Consider the following 16,347-nt stretch of genomic DNA (forward strand, 5'->3'; position numbering starts at 1 on the left):
TGACGCCACCACTTGGGCTTTCGGGGCTCATGCGGATCTCTCTGTTCGTCCTGGTGGGCAAGGGCTCGTGCGCGTCGTCCTGAGGAAGGACCTCAGTCGGGGCGCAGCACCTCGCCGTAGATCTGGATCTGACCGTTCTCGTCCTCGAAGGCGCGCGTCACCCTGTAGCTCATCCCGCGCCCGAGCAGCAGCTCACGCTCGGTGACGCCGAAGTCGCTGACCTTCTCGACCCATGTTGCGGGGGTCCCCTCGGGCACGCGCAAGCGCAGGATGGCGGGCTTTCCCTCGAAACTCGGCACCGGGTGGTTGCCCAGCGAGGACGATGTGTAGCCGGGGTCCGTGACCCTGCGGCCGATCAGGTCCTCCACGAAGTCGAATTCGATGTGGTCGACCCCGGTGCCGCGAACCACCATCACGTCCTCTGGCAGCGGGCGCCCGGCCAGCGCTCTGTCGACCTCCTGGATGTTGTTGAGCACCTCGGGCGTGCCGAGCTCGTCCTCCCCCCGGAGGAAGCCGTTCATCTCCTTGTAGGTCGCGTAGCCGGGAGCCCCCTTGTAGGGCGGTTCGCCGGTGTAGTCCCTGAGGGCGTCGCGTGCCGACGGCGGCAGGTTGTCGACGTAGTCGTTCCAGTTGTCCCGCCCGTAGGAGATCGCTGCGTCGGCGTCCGGGAACGACCGCGCGCCGGGCGCCAGTTCGGCGGCCGCGATCTGGTGCCGCTGCTCGGTGGTGAGGCTGCCCCAGACATCGTCGGTGACGTGCGGGGTGTACGAGAAGCCGTCGCCCGGACTTTGCCCGTCGCCCGGGCTCTGCCCCTCACCCAGGCCCTGCCCCTCACCCAGGCCCTGCCCCTCACCAGGGCCCTCCCTGTCGGCCCGGTTCAGGTCCTGCAGGTCGCCGTACTGGTCGTCGACGAAGTCCCGGCCGGCCCGGGGGTCCACCGCGTCGGCGTGCACCACGTTGTCGCCGAACGGCGAGTGGGGGCGCAGGCCGGACCCGGTGCCCTCCCGCAGGCCGGTCCGGGCGGCGGTCTCCAGCCCCTGCTTCGCTCCGAAGCGGATGCCGGTGCGGGCGAGCCCGGCGCCCTTGGTGCCGATCAGCTCGGGCACGAGGCGGCCGAGGAACTCGGAGGGGTCCTTCTTGAAGCCCTCGACGGCGGCCTGGACGGCGCGCTCGGGATGGGCCGCGGTGGAGACCAGCCCGGCCAGGGTCATGTTGACGTTCTGGTAGTAGGCGGCCGGGTGGGTGATGTTGTACGGGTCGATCGGGTTCAGTCCGCGCGCGAAGTTGAGCAGGCCCGCGGTGCCCTTGACCGCACCGCCGACGAAGTGGGTGAGCTCGGTGTTGTACGCCTGGTAGCCGTCGATCAGGTTGCTGCCCAGGCGGTCCAGCGGCGGCGGCTCGGCCGGGGCGTGGGCGAGCGCGGCCCGCACCTTGTCCTGGGCGTCGCCGGCCGCGCTGTTGCGCTGCCTGCGGGCCTCGGCGAGCTTGTCGTGGGCGGCCCTGATGTCGGCGGCACCGGGATCGGTGAAGGGCCCGGGGCGCGGGCCGGGGTCCTGGCCGGCCCGCAGCCTGGCGTTGTAGTCGTCGACGCGCCGGTTGTACGCGGCGACCGCCTCCTCGGAGGTCTTCCTGCCCCTCTTGTACAGCTCGACGGCGTCGCGGGCCTGGTTCTGCGCCCAGGTGACGGTGTCGGCGTAGGTCTCCAGGGCGCCCGCGGCGGCCTCGCAGGCGTCGGCGGCCTGCAGCCACTTCTGCGGGTGGACGCCGAACCTCTCGCGGAAGGTGTCGCCGCCCTCGCCCCGCCAGCCGGAGGAGTCGACCTTCCTCAGGCCCCCGGCGACCTTGTCGAAGGCGGCCTGGAAATCCTTCAGGTGCTTGGCCGACTCGCGGATCCTGGCCGGGTTGCCGTGGACGAGTTCATCGGGTTCCTCGGTCTGGCCGAGCTGCTGCTCACCGGGGGTGGCGCCGAGGTCGGCGGCGACGTCGTCGCCCCAGTCCTCCACCGCGTCGGCGGCGCCCTCCAGGCCGACGTGGTCGAGGCCGTCGCCGATCCGGTCGGTGGTCCAGTCGACGCCCTCGCCCAGTGCCCGCTTGCCGGCGTCGATGCCGTCCTCGACCGCGCCGAGCCCGTCGTTGATCCCGTCCCGCAGCCCGCGGCCGGCGTCCTTGAGTCCGTTGCCGATGTCGTCGAGCACTCCCATCAGCTGGCGCCCCCACCGGCCTGCCCGGCCTGCCCGGCCTGCTGGGCCCGCTCCTCGGGGGAGGGGCCGAAGGTCTCGTCGAGCATCCGCTCGTACGCGGCGTCGGAGACCCCCATTCCGTCCGCCACGTTCTGCGGCGTGACCAGGCCCATGCGGGAGGTCATCACGTCCCGCCCGGTGTCCTTCCAGGCCTGCTCGACGTTCTCCTGGGCCCGGGCGAACGACTCGGCGCTGTAGTCGGCGCCCCCGAGGTAGCCGGAGGTCGCCAGCTCCCGCCAGCCCATCGAGGTGACCTCGTCCTCGGTGGCGTACGGGTTGCCGATCAGCGAGTTCGCCGCGACCTTGAGCGTGCCCTCGACGTACTGCTCCGTCTCGTAGTACGTGCCCGCCGCCAGGCCCGTCCTGACCGCGAGCGAGTTGCCCTCGTTGATCAGCGAGCGCACCCCCCACTCCCAGCGCTCGCAGAACTCCCCGAAGGTGCCGGTCAGCCCTTGGTGGCCCAGCTCCAGGCCGTTCAGCGCGATGTCCCCGAAGCCGCGGCCCGCGCCGGCCGCGCCGACCATGCCGAGCTCCTTCAGCTCCGCGAGCGCCGCGGTCAGGCCGCGTGCCACCTCGTCCAGGCCGGTGGCCAGCAGATCCTTGCCGCCACCGCCACCGCCACCGCCACCGCCACCGCTTCCGTCACCCGCCGCAGCCGTCACCGCTGACCCCCGTCGTCGTCACCGTCACCCGAGCCGCCGAACGCCCCGGCGTCCACCGCCGCCGCGTCCGGCACGATTCCCTTCACCGGCGGCAGCAGGACCGCCTCCTGATCACCGTCCGCCACGTCCAGGGCCACCCCGCACGGCACACCGGCCGCCGGAACCGCCACGTCCAGCAGGTGGGCGCCCAGCACCCGCTCGTAGGCCCACTCGCGGTCGCCCTCGCCGCGCGCGAGGGCGTAGCGCGCCAGCTCCGGCTCACCGGAGAAGGCCAGCACCCACCGGACCCCGCCGAAGTCGGCGGTCAGCCAGCCGCCGGCGGTGCGCGGCACGAGCACCCGGGTGTCCCGGAAAGCCTCCAGCCAGGCGGAGAACTCACGCTGCCGCAGCTCGACATGGACCCGGGCGGGATCGGCACGCCCGCCGGCCGGCGCGGGGGGCGGGGGCTCCACGAGGGCTGCGTAGTCGGACAGCCGGGACCGCCGCACCGGCCGGCCCGCATCGACCGGATGATCAGACACGGCGGTACCCTGCCACAACCGCGCGCCCGTCCGGCAGGCCCCTCCGGCTCTCCCCGGATCCTCCCCGGTTCCTCCGGCGTTTTCGCCCGGGCCGTCCGTGTGTTTGACCTGCGTCACGCCCGGGGTATTCTCTCCGGCTCGATTGGCGTCCTCGCTGCCCCGTATGGCAGACTGTCCGAGTTGCTCGGTCGAGTGTTGATGCTGCGCGCCTCCCGCCGGGAGGACCGGAAGCGAGTCCCACAGTACTCGTCGTCCCAACTGCCGTAAGGCAGCGCTGGGGCGGACGTACGGGAATCTTCCGGGAAGCGTCGGCGCGGCACCGGCCAGGCGCCCGGTGGGCCTTTCGCCCCCGGCCCGCGGTTCCGGCAGGGCCGTGTGCAATCCCGCAGGGATGTTCGGACAAGGGGCATCTGTGTCAGCGGGAGCGCGACACGCCCGACCGCGTGGGTCGGAGAAACGAAAGAAGCGTCCGGGTTCCAGAGCTGTAGAGAGACAGGACTACGAAGTAGCCATGGCGGGACAGAAGATCCGCATCCGGCTCAAGGCCTACGACCACGAGGTCATCGACTCCTCGGCGAAGAAGATCGTCGAGACGGTGACCCGCACTGGTGCGTCGGTCGCGGGCCCGGTGCCGCTGCCCACTGAGAAGAACGTGTACTGCGTCATCAAGTCGCCGCACAAGTACAAGGACTCGCGCGAGCACTTCGAGATGCGCACGCACAAGCGCCTGATCGACATCCTCGACCCGACCCCCAAGACCGTTGACTCTCTGATGCGACTCGACCTGCCGGCCGGTGTCGACATCGAGATCAAGCTCTGAGGCCGGTGATCTGAAGAGATGGCTAAGCAGATCAAGGGCATCCTGGGCGAGAAGCTCGGTATGACGCAGGTCTGGGACGAGAACAACCGTGTCGTCCCGGTGACCGTCGTCAAGGCCGGGCCGAATGTCGTGACCCAGGTCCGCACCAACGACGTCGACGGCTACGAGTCCGTCCAGATCGCCTTCGGCGAGATCGACCCGCGCAAGGTGAACAAGCCCCTCAAGGGCCACTTCGCCAAGGCCGACGTCACCCCGCGTCGTCACCTCGTCGAGATCCGCACCGCGGACGCCTCCGAGTACACGCTCGGCCAGGAGATCACCGCCGAGGTGTTCGAGGCCGGCACCAAGGTCGACGTGACCGGCAAGAGCAAGGGCAAGGGCTTCGCCGGTGTCATGAAGCGCCACAACTTCCGTGGCCTCGGCGCCGGGCACGGCACCCAGCGCAAGCACCGCTCGCCCGGTTCCATCGGTGGCTGCGCCACCCCGGGCCGCGTGTTCAAGGGCCTCCGCATGGCGGGTCGCATGGGCAACGAGCGGGTCACCACCCAGAACCTGACCGTCCACGCCGTTGACGCGGAGAAGGGTCTGCTGCTCATCAAGGGCGCGGTTCCCGGTCCGAACGGCGGCCTCGTCCTGGTCCGCACCGCGGCCAAGGGGGCCTGAGGTAACCGATGAGCACTGTTGACATCCTTTCGCCGGCGGGCGACAAGGCCGGTACCGTCGAGCTCCCCGCGGAGATCTTCGGCGTTGAGAAGGTCAGCATCCCGCTGATCCACCAGGTCGTCGTCGCGCAGCTGGCCGCTGCCCGCCAGGGCACCCACAAGACCAAGACCCGCGGTGAAGTCCGTGGTGGCGGCAAGAAGCCGTACCGCCAGAAGGGCACCGGTCGCGCCCGTCAGGGCTCGACCCGCGCGCCGCAGTTCGCCGGTGGTGGCGTCGTGCACGGTCCCGTGCCGCGCGACTACTCGCAGCGGACCCCGAAGAAGATGAAGGCCGCGGCCCTGCGCCACGCCCTCACCGACCGGGCGCGTCACAACCGCATCCACGTCGTCACCGGCGTGGTCGAGGGCGAGACCCCCTCCACGAAGGCCGCCAAGAGCCTGTTCGGCAAGATCAGCGAGCGCAAGAACCTGCTCCTGGTCGTCGACCGCTCCGACGAGGCCGCGTGGCTGTCCGCCCGCAACCTGCCCCAGGTCCACATCCTGGAGCCGGGCCAGCTGAACACGTACGACGTTCTCGTCTCGGACGACGTGGTCTTCACCCAGGCCGCTTTCGAGTCCTTCGTCGCCGGCCCGAAGGCCAACGACACCGAAGGGAGCGAGGTCTGATGGCCATCCGTCACCCCGCTATCGCCTCGAAGGCCGCGAAGAAGGCCAAGGAGGCCCGCGTCAAGAAGGCGCGTCGCCACGCCACCGAGGGCAAGAACACCGTCGTCACCCCGGCGAGCAAGGCGTACACGGACCCCCGTGACGTGCTGATCAAGCCGGTCGTGTCGGAGAAGAGCTACGCGCTTCTCGACGAGAACAAGTACACGTTCATCGTCGACCCGAACGCCAACAAGACCCAGATCAAGCAGGCCGTTCAGTCGGTCTTCCAGGTCAAGGTCACCGGGGTCAACACGATCAACCGCCAGGGCAAGCGCAAGCGGACCCGCACCGGCTTCGGCCAGCGCGCGTCCACCAAGCGCGCGATCGTGACCCTCGCCGAGGGCGACCGTATCGACATCTTCGGCGGTCCGACCTCCTAAGGGAGGTCCGGATCGTCCGATATCGGACGAGGACTGAGAAATGGGTATCCGCAAGTACAAGCCGACGACTCCTGGCCGTCGTGGCGCCAGCGTCGCCGACTTCGTCGAGGTCACGCGGTCCACGCCGGAGAAGTCGCTGGTTCGCCCGCTGCACAGCAAGGGCGGCCGTAACAATTCCGGTCGTGTGACCGTCCGCCACCAGGGCGGTGGCCACAAGCGCGCCTACCGCGTGATCGACTTCCGTCGTCACGACAAGGACGGCGTGCCGGCGAAGGTCGCGCACATCGAGTACGACCCCAACCGCACCGCGCGCATCGCGCTCCTGCACTACGCGGACGGCGAGAAGCGCTACATCCTCGCGCCGCGTGGCCTGAGCCAGGGCGACCGCGTCGAGAACGGTCCCGGGGCCGACATCAAGCCGGGCAACAACCTCGCCCTGCGCAACATCCCGGTCGGTACCACCCTGCACGCCATCGAGCTGCGTCCGGGCGGCGGCGCGAAGTTCGCCCGCTCCGCCGGCGCCTCCGTGCAGCTGCTCGCGAAGGAGGGCGCCTACGCCCACCTGCGCATGCCGTCCGGTGAGATCCGTCTGGTCGACGTCCGCTGCCGCGCCACCGTCGGCGAGGTCGGCAACGCCGAGCAGTCCAACATCAACTGGGGCAAGGCGGGCCGCAAGCGGTGGCTGGGCGTCCGCCCGACCGTCCGTGGTGTGGTCATGAACCCGGTCGACCACCCGCACGGTGGTGGTGAGGGCCGGACCTCCGGTGGTCGCCACCCCGTGTCCCCGTGGGGCAAGAAGGAAGGCCGTACTCGTTCGCCCAAGAAGGCGTCGAACAAGTACATCGTCCGCCGCCGCAAGACGAACAAGAAGCGCTAAGGACGGGTTGAGATGCCTCGTAGCTTGAAGAAGGGGCCCTTCGTCGACGACCACCTGATGAAGAAGGTGGACGCCCAGAACGAAGCCGGCACCAAGAACGTCATCAAGACCTGGTCCCGTCGCTCGATGATCGTCCCGGCCATGCTCGGCCACACGATCGCGGTGCACAACGGCAAGACCCACATCCCGGTGTTCGTCACCGAGTCGATGGTCGGCCACAAGCTCGGCGAGTTCTCGCCGACCCGCACCTTCCGGGGCCACGTCAAGGAAGACCGGAAGTCGAAGCGCCGCTAAGCGGATCGCATTCAGACACGCAAGTAACTGAAGGGACAACCATGGAAGCCAGGGCCCAGGCGCGGTACATCCGCGTCACGCCCATGAAGGCCCGCCGCGTGGTGGACCTCATCCGTGGCATGAACGCCACGGAGGCCCAGGCCGTCCTGCGATTCGCTCCGCAGGCAGCCTCCGTGCCGGTCGGCAAGGTGCTCGACAGCGCCATCGCCAACGCCGCGCACAACTACGACCACACCGACGTCGACAGCCTGTACGTCTCCGAGGCGTACGTCGACGAGGGCCCGACCCTGAAGCGGTTCCGTCCGCGCGCCCAGGGCCGTGCCTACCGGATCCGCAAGCGGACCAGCCACATCACCGTGGTCGTCAGCAGCAAGGAAGGAACCCGGTAATGGGCCAGAAGGTAAACCCGCACGGGTTCCGGCTCGGCGTGACGACCGACTTCAAGTCGCGCTGGTACGCCGACAAGCTCTACAAGGATTACGTCAAGGAAGACGTCGCCATCCGCCGGATGATGACGTCCGGCATGGAGCGCGCCGGCATCTCCAAGGTGGAGATCGAGCGCACCCGTGACCGCGTCCGCGTCGACATCCACACCGCGCGTCCGGGCATCGTCATCGGCCGCCGTGGCGCCGAGGCCGACCGCATCCGCGGCGACCTCGAGAAGCTCACGGGCAAGCAGGTCCAGCTGAACATCCTCGAGGTCAAGAACCCCGAGGTGGACGCCCAGCTGGTGGCCCAGGCCGTCGCCGAGCAGCTCTCCTCCCGCGTCTCCTTCCGCCGCGCCATGCGCAAGAGCATGCAGTCGGCGATGAAGGCCGGCGCCAAGGGCATCAAGATCCAGTGCGGTGGCCGCCTCGGCGGCGCCGAGATGTCCCGCTCGGAGTTCTACCGCGAGGGCCGCGTGCCCCTGCACACGCTCCGCGCGAACGTGGACTACGGCTTCTTCGAGGCCAAGACGACCTTCGGCCGCATCGGTGTGAAGGTCTGGATCTACAAGGGCGACGTCAAGAACATCGCCGAGGTCCGCGCCGAGAACGCCGCCGCCCGTGCGGGCAACCGCCCGGCCCGCGGTGGCGCCGACCGCCCGGCCCGTGGTGGCCGCGGTGGCGAGCGGCGCGGTCGCAAGCCGCAGCAGGCTGCCGGTGCCGAGGCCCCCAAGGCCGAGGCTCCCGCGTCCGCCGCTCCGGCTGAGAGCACCGGAACGGAGGCCTGACCACCATGCTGATCCCCCGTAGGGTCAAGCACCGCAAGCAGCACCACCCCAAGCGCAACGGCATGTCCAAGGGTGGCACGCAGGTTGCGTTCGGCGAGTACGGCATCCAGGCGCTGACCCCGGCGTACGTCACCAACCGCCAGATCGAGGCGGCTCGTATCGCCATGACCCGCCACATCAAGCGTGGCGGCAAGGTCTGGATCAACATCTACCCGGACCGCCCGCTGACCAAGAAGCCCGCCGAGACCCGCATGGGTTCCGGTAAGGGTTCTCCGGAGTGGTGGGTGGCCAACGTCAAGCCCGGACGCGTCATGTTCGAGCTGTCGTACCCCAACGAGAAGATCGCCCGTGAGGCGCTGACCCGTGCGGCCCACAAGCTGCCGATGAAGTGCCGGATCGTCAAGCGCGAGGCAGGTGAAGCGTGATGTCGGCCGGTACCAAGGCGTCCGAGCTGCGCGAGCTGGGCAACGAGGAGCTTCTGAACAAGCTCCGCGAGGCCAAGGAAGAGCTGTTCAACCTCCGCTTCCAGGCGGCGACCGGTCAGCTCGAAAACCACGGTCGGCTGAAGGCCGTCCGTAAGGACATCGCGCGGATCTACACCCTGATGCGCGAGCGCGAGCTGGGCATCGAAACGGTGGAGAACGCATGAGCGAGAACAACGTGACTGAGCAGAACACCGAGGCGCGCGGCTTCCGCAAGACCCGTGAGGGTTACGTCGTCAGCGACAAGATGGACAAGACCGTCGTCGTCGCCGTCGAGGACCGCGTCAAGCACGCGCTGTACGGCAAGGTCATCCGCCGTACGAACAAGCTCAAGGCGCACGACGAGCAGAACGCCGCGGGTGTCGGCGACCGCGTCCTCCTGATGGAGACCCGGCCGCTGTCCGCGACCAAGCGCTGGCGCGTCGTCGAGATCCTCGAGAAGGCCAAGTAATTCCTGCGGGGTGTCCCGCAGGACAGTTCCGCCAGGCTCCGGGGGCCGCTCGGTGAGCGGCCCCCGGGGAACCGGCAGACGATCAGGAGATAGACGTGATCCAGCAGGAGTCGCGACTGCGTGTCGCCGACAACACGGGTGCGAAGGAGATCCTCTGCATCCGTGTGCTCGGCGGCTCCGGTCGCCGCTACGCGGGTATCGGTGACGTCATCGTCGCCACCGTCAAGGACGCGATCCCCGGTGGCAACGTGAAGAAGGGTGACGTCGTCAAGGCGGTCATCGTTCGCACCGTGAAGGAGCGCCGCCGCCCGGACGGCTCGTACATCCGCTTCGACGAGAACGCCGCCGTCATTCTGAAGAACGACGGCGACCCTCGCGGCACCCGTATCTTCGGCCCCGTCGGCCGTGAGCTGCGCGAGAAGAAGTTCATGAAGATCATCTCCCTCGCGCCGGAGGTGCTGTGAGCATGAAGATCAAGAAGGGCGACCTGGTCCAGGTCATCACCGGCAAGGACAAGGGCAAGCAGGGCAAGGTCATTGCCGCTTTCCCGCGCGAGGAGCGCGTCCTGGTCGAGGGTGTCAACCGGGTCAAGAAGCACACGAAGGCCGGGCCGACCGCTCGCGGTTCGCAGGCCGGCGGCATCGTGACCACCGAGGCCCCGATCCACGTCAGCAACGTCATGCTGGTCGTGGAGAAGGACGGCCAGAAGGTCCCGACCCGCGTCGGCTACCGCTTCGACGACGAGGGCAACAAGATCCGCGTTGCCAAGCGGACGGGTGAGGACATCTGATGACGACCACCGTGACTCCGCGTCTGAAGACGAAGTACCGCGAGGAGATCATCGGCAAGCTGCGTGACGAGTTCAAGTACGAGAACGTCATGCAGGTTCCGGGCCTCGTCAAGATCGTGGTCAACATGGGTGTGGGCGACGCCGCCCGCGACTCCAAGCTGATCGAGGGCGCCGTGCGCGACCTCACCACGATCACCGGCCAGAAGCCGGCCGTCACCAAGGCCCGTAAGTCCATCGCGCAGTTCAAGCTGCGCGAGGGCCAGCCGATCGGTGCCCACGTCACGCTCCGTGGCGACCGCATGTGGGAGTTCCTGGACCGCACCCTGTCGCTGGCGCTCCCGCGCATCCGTGACTTCCGCGGCCTGTCCCCCAAGCAGTTCGACGGCCGTGGCAACTACACCTTCGGTCTCACGGAGCAGGTCATGTTCCACGAGATCGACCAGGACAAGATCGACCGCGTCCGGGGTATGGACATCACCGTGGTGACCACGGCGACCAACGACGAAGAGGGCCGTGCCCTTCTCCGTCACCTCGGCTTCCCGTTCAAGGAGGCGTGAGCGAGATGGCGAAGAAGGCTCTCATCGCGAAGGCTGCTCGCAAGCCCAAGTTCGGTGTGCGCGCGTACACCCGCTGCCAGCGCTGCGGCCGTCCGCACTCCGTGTACCGCAAGTTCGGCCTGTGCCGCGTGTGCCTTCGTGAGATGGCTCACCGTGGCGAGCTGCCGGGCGTGACCAAGAGCTCCTGGTAATCCCTCAGTTAGGGATCACCTGAAGCTCTCGGTAAGCAACCGGGGCGGCAGGACGCCCAGCCCGCATGCCTTAGGCTTGTGGGGTTGGGCGTCTGCCGCCGCCCTTACGACTTACTACGCCGTAGGTCCACCGCGCCGCACCCGTCCCGTCTCGGATCGGGGAGAGGGATGGCGCACCAGGAAACCCCGGCGAGAGAGGCCGAAGGCCAATTCATGACCATGACTGATCCGATCGCAGACATGCTGACGCGTCTGCGGAACGCGAACTCGGCATACCACGACTCGGTGTCGATGCCGCACTCCAAGATCAAGTCTCACATCGCGGAGATCCTCCAGCAGGAGGGCTTCATCACGGGCTGGCGCGTCGAGGACGCCGAGGTCGGCAAGAACCTCGTCCTCGAGCTGAAGTTCGGCCCGAACCGTGAGCGCTCCATCGCGGGCATCAAGCGGATCTCCAAGCCCGGTCTCCGGGTGTACGCGAAGTCCACCAACCTGCCGAAGGTCCTGGGCGGCCTGGGCGTGGCGATCATCTCCACGTCCCACGGTCTGCTGACCGACAAGCAGGCGCAGAAGAAGGGCGTGGGTGGGGAAGTCCTCGCCTACGTCTGGTAACGGGAAAGGGAGGTAGAGCAATGTCGCGTATCGGCAAGCTGCCCATCCCGGTTCCCGCCGGCGTGGACGTCACCATCGACGGCCGTACGGTCAAGGTCAAGGGCCCCAAGGGCGAACTGACCCACACCATCGTCGCGCCGATCGAGATCGCTAAGGGCGAGGACGGCACCCTCCAGGTGACCCGCCCGAACGACGAGCGGCAGAGCAAGGCCCTGCACGGCCTGTCCCGCACGCTGGTGGCGAACATGATCACCGGTGTGACCCAGGGATACGTCAAGAAGCTCGAGATCAGCGGTGTCGGTTACCGCGTCCAGGCCAAGGGCTCCAACCTGGAGTTCTCCCTGGGCTACAGCCACCCGATCCTGGTCGAGGCCCCCGAGGGCATCACCTTCAAGGTGGAGGCCCCGACCCGTTTCTCGGTCGAGGGCATCGACAAGCAGAAGGTCGGCGAGGTTGCGGCCAACATCCGCAAGCTGCGCAAGCCCGACCCGTACAAGGCCAAGGGCGTCAAGTACGAGGGCGAAGTCATCCGCCGCAAGGTCGGAAAGGCGGGTAAGTAAGCCATGGCATACGGGCAGAAGATCCTCAAGGGCGACGCCTACAAGCGTGCCGCTATCAAGCGTCGCCACATCCGGATCCGCAAGAAGGTCTCGGGTACCGCCGAGCGCCCCCGTCTGGTCGTGACCCGCTCCAACCGCCACATCGTGGCGCAGGTGATCGACGACCTGAAGGGCCACACCCTGGCGTCGGCGTCCACCCTGGACGCGTCGATCCGCGGTGGCGAGGGCGACAAGTCCGCGCAGGCCAAGCAGGTCGGCGCCCTGGTCGCCGAGCGTGCCAAGGCCGCCGGTGTCGAGGCCGTCGTGTTCGACCGTGGTGGCAACCAGTACGCCGGGCGCATCGCCGCCCTGGCCGACGCCGCCCGCGAGGCCGGGCTCAAGTTCTGAGCCAGGTTCCGTAGCTAGCGGAAACAGAGAGAGGTAATTCCAATGGCTGGACCCCAGCGCCGCGGAAGCGGTGCCGGTGGCGGCGAGCGGCGGGACCGGAAGGGCCGTGACGGCGGCGCTGCTGCCGCCGAGAAGACCGCGTACGTTGAGCGCGTCGTCGCGATCAACCGCGTCGCCAAGGTTGTGAAGGGTGGTCGTCGCTTCAGCTTCACCGCGCTGGTCGTGGTGGGCGACGGTGACGGCACCGTGGGTGTCGGATACGGCAAGGCCAAGGAGGTGCCGGCCGCCATCGCCAAGGGCGTTGAGGAGGCCAAGAAGCACTTCTTCAAGGTCCCCCGGATCCAGGGCACCATCCCGCACCCGATCCAGGGTGAGAAGGCCGCCGGCGTCGTGCTGCTCAAGCCCGCGTCGCCCGGTACCGGTGTGATCGCCGGTGGTCCGGTGCGCGCCGTGCTCGAGTGCGCCGGTATCCACGACGTGCTGTCGAAGTCGCTCGGCTCCGACAACGCCATCAACATCGTGCACGCGACCGTGGCGGCCCTGAAGGGCCTGCAGCGTCCCGAGGAGATCGCGGCCCGCCGTGGTCTGCCGCTCGAGGACGTCGCCCCCGCGGCTCTCCTCCGTGCGCGTGCCGGGGCGGGTGTGTGATCATGGCGCAGCTCAAGATCACGCAGGTCAAGTCCTACATCGGCAGCAAGCAGAACCACCGTGACACCCTGCGGTCGCTTGGTCTCAAGGGGATCAACACCGTGGTCGTCAAGGAGGACCGCCCCGAGTTCCGCGGCATGGTGCACACCGTCCGCCACCTCGTGACGGTCGAGGAGGTCGACTGATCATGGCGGAGAACAACCCGCTGAAGATCCACAACCTCCGTCCCGCCCCGGGCGCCAAGACCGCCAAGACCCGTGTCGGTCGTGGTGAGGCGTCGAAGGGTAAGACGGCCGGTCGTGGTACCAAGGGCACCAAGGCCCGCTACCAGGTTCCGGAGAGCTTCGAGGGTGGCCAGATGCCGCTCCACATGCGTCTCCCGAAGCTGAAGGGCTTCAAGAACCCGTTCAAGACCGAGTACCAGGTCGTGAACCTCGACAAGCTGGCCAAGCTCTACCCGCAGGGTGGCGAGGTCACCGTCGAGGACCTGGTGGCCAAGGGCGCCGTTCGCAAGAACAGCCTGGTCAAGGTGCTCGGCGAGGGTGAGATCTCCGTGGCGCTGCAGGTGAAGGTCGACAAGGCCTCCGCCTCCGCCAAGGAGAAGATCGCCGCCGCCGGCGGTTCGGTCACCGAGCTCGTCTGAGCCGGCCGGCCCGAGAACAGCGAAGGCCGGGAGTTCCCGTGGGGAGCTCCCGGCCTTTCGTCGTGCCGTGACGCCGTGGCGCGTCCTCGTGCCGTGGCGTCGTGGTGGGGGGTGAGATGCGTCGCGTCGCGTACGTGATGTCCGCCGCCGGGCGAACGGCGTGGAGCCCGTCCGGCGGGAGGCGGCGCGCAGGGCCGTGGAAGGGCGCCGAACGGTGCGACGGGGCTGGAAGGGCCGAGAAAGGCGGAGCGGGGCTGGAAGGGCCGGGAAGGCGGAGCGGGCCGCTCACAGGGCCCGGAGGAACGCGCCGGCCGCCGTGAGGGGCGTACGCCGTCCGTGTCGGCTCGCCGGGGCTGGGGACAGGACGCTCAAAGCACCACCGTCACACCCGTATCGGCCTGATCACTGGCCGACAGGGCGGTTTCCTGTCGGCGCAGGCTCCGCGTAGGGTAGTCGACACTGTTAGTCTCCCTGATGCCCTGTTCTCCGGCCCTGTGGTCGGACGGGGCATCAGGCACAGAGAATTCCGTCCCTCGCACAACATACCGTCACCTCTCGCGTAGCGAACGCGGGGGTCGCAGGAGGCACCGTGCTCACCGCGTTCGCCCGGGCGTTCAAGACGCCCGACCTGCGCAAGAAGCTGCTCTTCACGCTCGGCATCATCGTGATCTACCGGGTCGGCACCCAGGTCCCGATCCCGGGTGTGGACTACCGGAACGTCCAGACCTGCATCGACGCAGCCGAGGCCAACTCCGGCCTGTTCGGTCTGGTCAACATGTTCAGCGGTGGCGCGCTGCTGCAGGTCACGGTCTTCGCGCTGGGCATCATGCCCTACATCACGGCGAGCATCATCCTGCAGCTGCTGACCGTGGTGATCCCGCGCCTGGAAGCCCTGAAGAAGGAGGGCCAGTCCGGCACGGCGAAGATCACGCAGTACACCCGCTACCTGACGGTGGCCCTCGCCATCCTGCAGGGCACCGGCCTGGTGGCCACCGCGCGCAGCGGCGCCCTCTTCGCCAACTGCCCGGTGGGCGAGCAGATCGTCCCGGACCAGTCGATCTTCGTGACCATCACCATGGTCATCTGCATGACCGCCGGCACGGCCCTGGTGATGTGGCTCGGCGAGCTCATCACCGACCGCGGCATCGGCAACGGCATGTCGATCCTGATGTTCATCTCGATCGCCGCCACCTTCCCGTCCGCCCTGTGGGCCATCAAGGAGCAGGGCGACCTGGCCGGCGGCTGGATCGAGTTCGGCACCGTCATCCTCGTCGGCCTGGTCATGGTCGGCCTGGTGGTCTTCGTCGAGCAGGCCCAGCGCCGCATCCCGGTGCAGTACGCGAAGCGCATGATCGGCCGTCGCTCCTACGGCGGTACCTCGACCTACATCCCGCTCAAGGTCAACCAGGCGGGTGTGATCCCGGTCATCTTCGCGTCGTCGCTGCTCTACATCCCGGCACTGATCGTCCAATTCACCAACTCGACCTCCGGATGGGCGACCTGGATCCGGGACAACCTCGCCGACACCGCCGCGCCGGCGCACATCACGCTGTACTTCCTCCTGATCGTGTTCTTCGCCTTCTTCTACGTGGCGATCTCGTTCAACCCCGAGGAAGTCGCGGACAACATGAAGAAGTATGGTGGCTTCATCCCGGGCATCCGGGCTGGCCGACCGACCGCTGAGTACCTCAGCTACGTGCTCAACCGGATCACCTGGCCGGGTTCGCTGTATCTGGGTCTGATCGCTCTCGTGCCGACGATGGCGTTGGCAGGTTTCGGGGCAAACCAGAACTTCCCGTTCGGCGGGACCAGCATCCTGATCATCGTGGGTGTCGGTCTCGAGACCGTGAAGCAGATCGAGAGCCAGCTCCAGCAGCGCAATTACGAAGGGTTCCTCCGCTGATGCGAATCGTCCTCGTCGGGCCGCCGGGTGCCGGGAAGGGCACGCAGGCCACGCGCCTTGCCGAGAAGCTGCGCATTCCGCACATCTCCACCGGTGACCTGTTCCGGGCCAACATCAGCCGGCAGACGGAGCTTGGGAAGCTCGCGAAGTCCTACATGGACGCCGGCAACCTGGTGCCGGACGAGGTCACCATCGCGATGGCCAAGGACCGCATGGAGCAGCCCGACGCCGAGGGCGGCTTCCTGCTGGACGGCTTCCCGCGCAACGTGTCGCAGGCCGAGGCGCTGGACGAGCTCCTCGCCACCGAGGGCATCAAGCTCGACGCGGTGCTGGACCTGGAGGCCCCCGAGGAGGAGGTCGTCAAGCGGATCGCCGGCCGGCGCATCTGCCGCAACGACTCCGCGCACGTCTTCCACGTGACGTACAAGCAGCCGGCGAAGGAGGGCGTCTGCGACGTCTGCGGCGGCGAGCTGTACCAGCGCGACGACGACTCCGAGGAGACCGTGCGCACGCGGCTGGAGGTCTACCACACGCAGACCGAGCCGATCATCGACTACTACAAGGCACAGGGCCTGGTCGTCACGATCAACGCCATGGGCCCGGTCGACGAGGTCACGCAGCGGGCGCTGGAGGCGCTGAAGCGGGAGAACGCCGACAAGTAGCAGTCGGCCCCGTCCGGCCGTGGCGCCCGCAGGGGTGTCACGGCCGTACTGTTGTGCAGGTAACCGGTTGACGTGAGTGACGGAGAG

Annotated in this window: 26 protein-coding genes; 23 read left to right on the forward strand and 3 right to left on the reverse strand. The window is 68.2% G+C overall.

The features are described from left to right. Positions 1-92: 92 nt before the first annotated feature. From AB0L29_RS18245 to AB0L29_RS18255, 3 genes are read right to left on the reverse strand one after another with little or no spacing between them, the layout of a single operon-like run. Positions 93-2,201, reverse strand: a complete 2,109-nt coding sequence (locus tag AB0L29_RS18245; protein WP_365828275.1) for a putative T7SS-secreted protein — start codon at positions 2,199-2,201, stop codon at positions 93-95. Continuing rightward, positions 2,201-2,902, reverse strand: a complete 702-nt coding sequence (locus tag AB0L29_RS18250; RefSeq protein ID WP_365828277.1) for a hypothetical protein — start codon at positions 2,900-2,902, stop codon at positions 2,201-2,203. The genes AB0L29_RS18245 and AB0L29_RS18250 overlap by 1 nt, the downstream gene beginning before the upstream one ends. After that, positions 2,899-3,423 (reverse strand): hypothetical protein, encoded by a 525-nt coding sequence (locus AB0L29_RS18255; protein WP_365828279.1) that lies wholly within the window; start codon positions 3,421-3,423, stop codon positions 2,899-2,901. The genes AB0L29_RS18250 and AB0L29_RS18255 overlap by 4 nt, the downstream gene beginning before the upstream one ends. Before the next feature lie 511 nt (positions 3,424-3,934). Here AB0L29_RS18255 and rpsJ point away from each other — a divergent pair. From rpsJ to AB0L29_RS18370, 23 genes are all read left to right on the forward strand, one after another. Then, positions 3,935-4,243: a 30S ribosomal protein S10 gene (gene rpsJ / locus AB0L29_RS18260; protein WP_003948644.1), complete on the forward strand. Its 309-nt coding sequence runs from the start codon at positions 3,935-3,937 to the stop codon at positions 4,241-4,243. An 18-nt stretch (positions 4,244-4,261) separates the two neighbouring features. Then, complete coding sequence (gene rplC, locus AB0L29_RS18265; RefSeq protein WP_365828281.1) at positions 4,262-4,906, forward strand: 50S ribosomal protein L3; 645 nt, start codon at positions 4,262-4,264, stop codon at positions 4,904-4,906. Between the two features lie 8 nt (positions 4,907-4,914). Then, on the forward strand, positions 4,915-5,571 hold the full coding sequence (gene rplD, locus AB0L29_RS18270; protein WP_365828283.1) for a 50S ribosomal protein L4: 657 nt from the start codon (positions 4,915-4,917) through the stop codon (positions 5,569-5,571). Continuing rightward, positions 5,571-5,990, forward strand: coding sequence for a 50S ribosomal protein L23 (gene rplW / locus AB0L29_RS18275; protein ID WP_365828285.1), 420 nt, complete (start codon positions 5,571-5,573; stop codon positions 5,988-5,990). Before rplD ends, rplW begins: the two co-directional genes overlap by 1 nt. A gap of 40 nt (positions 5,991-6,030) precedes the next feature. Continuing rightward, entirely contained in the window at positions 6,031-6,867 is an 837-nt protein-coding gene (gene rplB, locus AB0L29_RS18280; RefSeq protein ID WP_365828287.1) for a 50S ribosomal protein L2, read from the forward strand. A gap of 12 nt (positions 6,868-6,879) precedes the next feature. Beyond that, a complete protein-coding gene (gene rpsS / locus AB0L29_RS18285; RefSeq protein WP_006130777.1) occupies positions 6,880-7,161 on the forward strand; it encodes a 30S ribosomal protein S19 in 282 nt (93 codons plus the stop codon). Between the two features lie 41 nt (positions 7,162-7,202). Further along, complete coding sequence (rplV, locus tag AB0L29_RS18290; RefSeq protein ID WP_365828289.1) at positions 7,203-7,550, forward strand: 50S ribosomal protein L22; 348 nt, start codon at positions 7,203-7,205, stop codon at positions 7,548-7,550. Continuing rightward, positions 7,550-8,374 (forward strand): 30S ribosomal protein S3, encoded by an 825-nt coding sequence (gene rpsC, locus AB0L29_RS18295; protein ID WP_365828291.1) that lies wholly within the window; start codon positions 7,550-7,552, stop codon positions 8,372-8,374. The genes rplV and rpsC overlap by 1 nt, the downstream gene beginning before the upstream one ends. 5 nt (positions 8,375-8,379) lie before the next feature. Beyond that, positions 8,380-8,799, forward strand: a complete 420-nt coding sequence (gene rplP, locus AB0L29_RS18300; RefSeq protein WP_029380975.1) for a 50S ribosomal protein L16 — start codon at positions 8,380-8,382, stop codon at positions 8,797-8,799. Next, positions 8,799-9,023, forward strand: coding sequence for a 50S ribosomal protein L29 (gene rpmC, locus AB0L29_RS18305; RefSeq protein WP_059079052.1), 225 nt, complete (start codon positions 8,799-8,801; stop codon positions 9,021-9,023). The genes rplP and rpmC overlap by 1 nt, the downstream gene beginning before the upstream one ends. Beyond that, complete coding sequence (rpsQ, locus tag AB0L29_RS18310) at positions 9,020-9,307, forward strand: 30S ribosomal protein S17 (protein WP_028420769.1); 288 nt, start codon at positions 9,020-9,022, stop codon at positions 9,305-9,307. The genes rpmC and rpsQ overlap by 4 nt, the downstream gene beginning before the upstream one ends. Before the next feature lie 95 nt (positions 9,308-9,402). Beyond that, positions 9,403-9,771: a 50S ribosomal protein L14 gene (gene rplN / locus AB0L29_RS18315; RefSeq protein ID WP_003998823.1), complete on the forward strand. Its 369-nt coding sequence runs from the start codon at positions 9,403-9,405 to the stop codon at positions 9,769-9,771. Between the two features lie 2 nt (positions 9,772-9,773). Beyond that, positions 9,774-10,097 carry a 50S ribosomal protein L24 gene (rplX, locus tag AB0L29_RS18320; RefSeq protein ID WP_365828294.1) on the forward strand — a complete coding sequence of 108 codons (324 nt, stop codon included), beginning with the start codon at positions 9,774-9,776 and terminating at the stop codon, positions 10,095-10,097. Continuing rightward, a complete protein-coding gene (gene rplE, locus AB0L29_RS18325) occupies positions 10,097-10,654 on the forward strand; it encodes a 50S ribosomal protein L5 (RefSeq protein WP_358782558.1) in 558 nt (185 codons plus the stop codon). The genes rplX and rplE overlap by 1 nt, the downstream gene beginning before the upstream one ends. A gap of 5 nt (positions 10,655-10,659) precedes the next feature. Then, positions 10,660-10,845, forward strand: a complete 186-nt coding sequence (locus AB0L29_RS18330) for a type Z 30S ribosomal protein S14 (RefSeq protein WP_003956452.1) — start codon at positions 10,660-10,662, stop codon at positions 10,843-10,845. A gap of 213 nt (positions 10,846-11,058) precedes the next feature. Then, positions 11,059-11,457 (forward strand): 30S ribosomal protein S8, encoded by a 399-nt coding sequence (rpsH, locus tag AB0L29_RS18335; protein ID WP_029380979.1) that lies wholly within the window; start codon positions 11,059-11,061, stop codon positions 11,455-11,457. A gap of 20 nt (positions 11,458-11,477) precedes the next feature. After that, on the forward strand, positions 11,478-12,017 hold the full coding sequence (rplF, locus tag AB0L29_RS18340) for a 50S ribosomal protein L6 (RefSeq protein ID WP_365828297.1): 540 nt from the start codon (positions 11,478-11,480) through the stop codon (positions 12,015-12,017). 3 nt (positions 12,018-12,020) lie between these two features. Then, a complete protein-coding gene (gene rplR, locus AB0L29_RS18345) occupies positions 12,021-12,404 on the forward strand; it encodes a 50S ribosomal protein L18 (RefSeq protein ID WP_029380981.1) in 384 nt (127 codons plus the stop codon). Between the two features lie 42 nt (positions 12,405-12,446). After that, complete coding sequence (rpsE, locus tag AB0L29_RS18350; protein ID WP_094054455.1) at positions 12,447-13,052, forward strand: 30S ribosomal protein S5; 606 nt, start codon at positions 12,447-12,449, stop codon at positions 13,050-13,052. 2 nt (positions 13,053-13,054) lie between these two features. After that, a complete protein-coding gene (gene rpmD / locus AB0L29_RS18355; RefSeq protein WP_003998814.1) occupies positions 13,055-13,237 on the forward strand; it encodes a 50S ribosomal protein L30 in 183 nt (60 codons plus the stop codon). Positions 13,238-13,239: 2 nt separating this feature from the next. Beyond that, a complete protein-coding gene (rplO, locus tag AB0L29_RS18360; protein ID WP_365828299.1) occupies positions 13,240-13,695 on the forward strand; it encodes a 50S ribosomal protein L15 in 456 nt (151 codons plus the stop codon). A 589-nt stretch (positions 13,696-14,284) separates the two neighbouring features. Further along, positions 14,285-15,598 (forward strand): preprotein translocase subunit SecY, encoded by a 1,314-nt coding sequence (gene secY, locus AB0L29_RS18365; RefSeq protein WP_365828301.1) that lies wholly within the window; start codon positions 14,285-14,287, stop codon positions 15,596-15,598. Then, complete coding sequence (locus AB0L29_RS18370; protein ID WP_365828303.1) at positions 15,598-16,260, forward strand: adenylate kinase; 663 nt, start codon at positions 15,598-15,600, stop codon at positions 16,258-16,260. Before secY ends, AB0L29_RS18370 begins: the two co-directional genes overlap by 1 nt. Positions 16,261-16,347 lie beyond the last annotated feature (87 nt).

The organism is Streptomyces sp. NPDC052701 (assembly GCF_040678355.1).
Classification (GTDB): Bacteria; Actinomycetota; Actinomycetes; order Streptomycetales; family Streptomycetaceae; genus Streptomyces.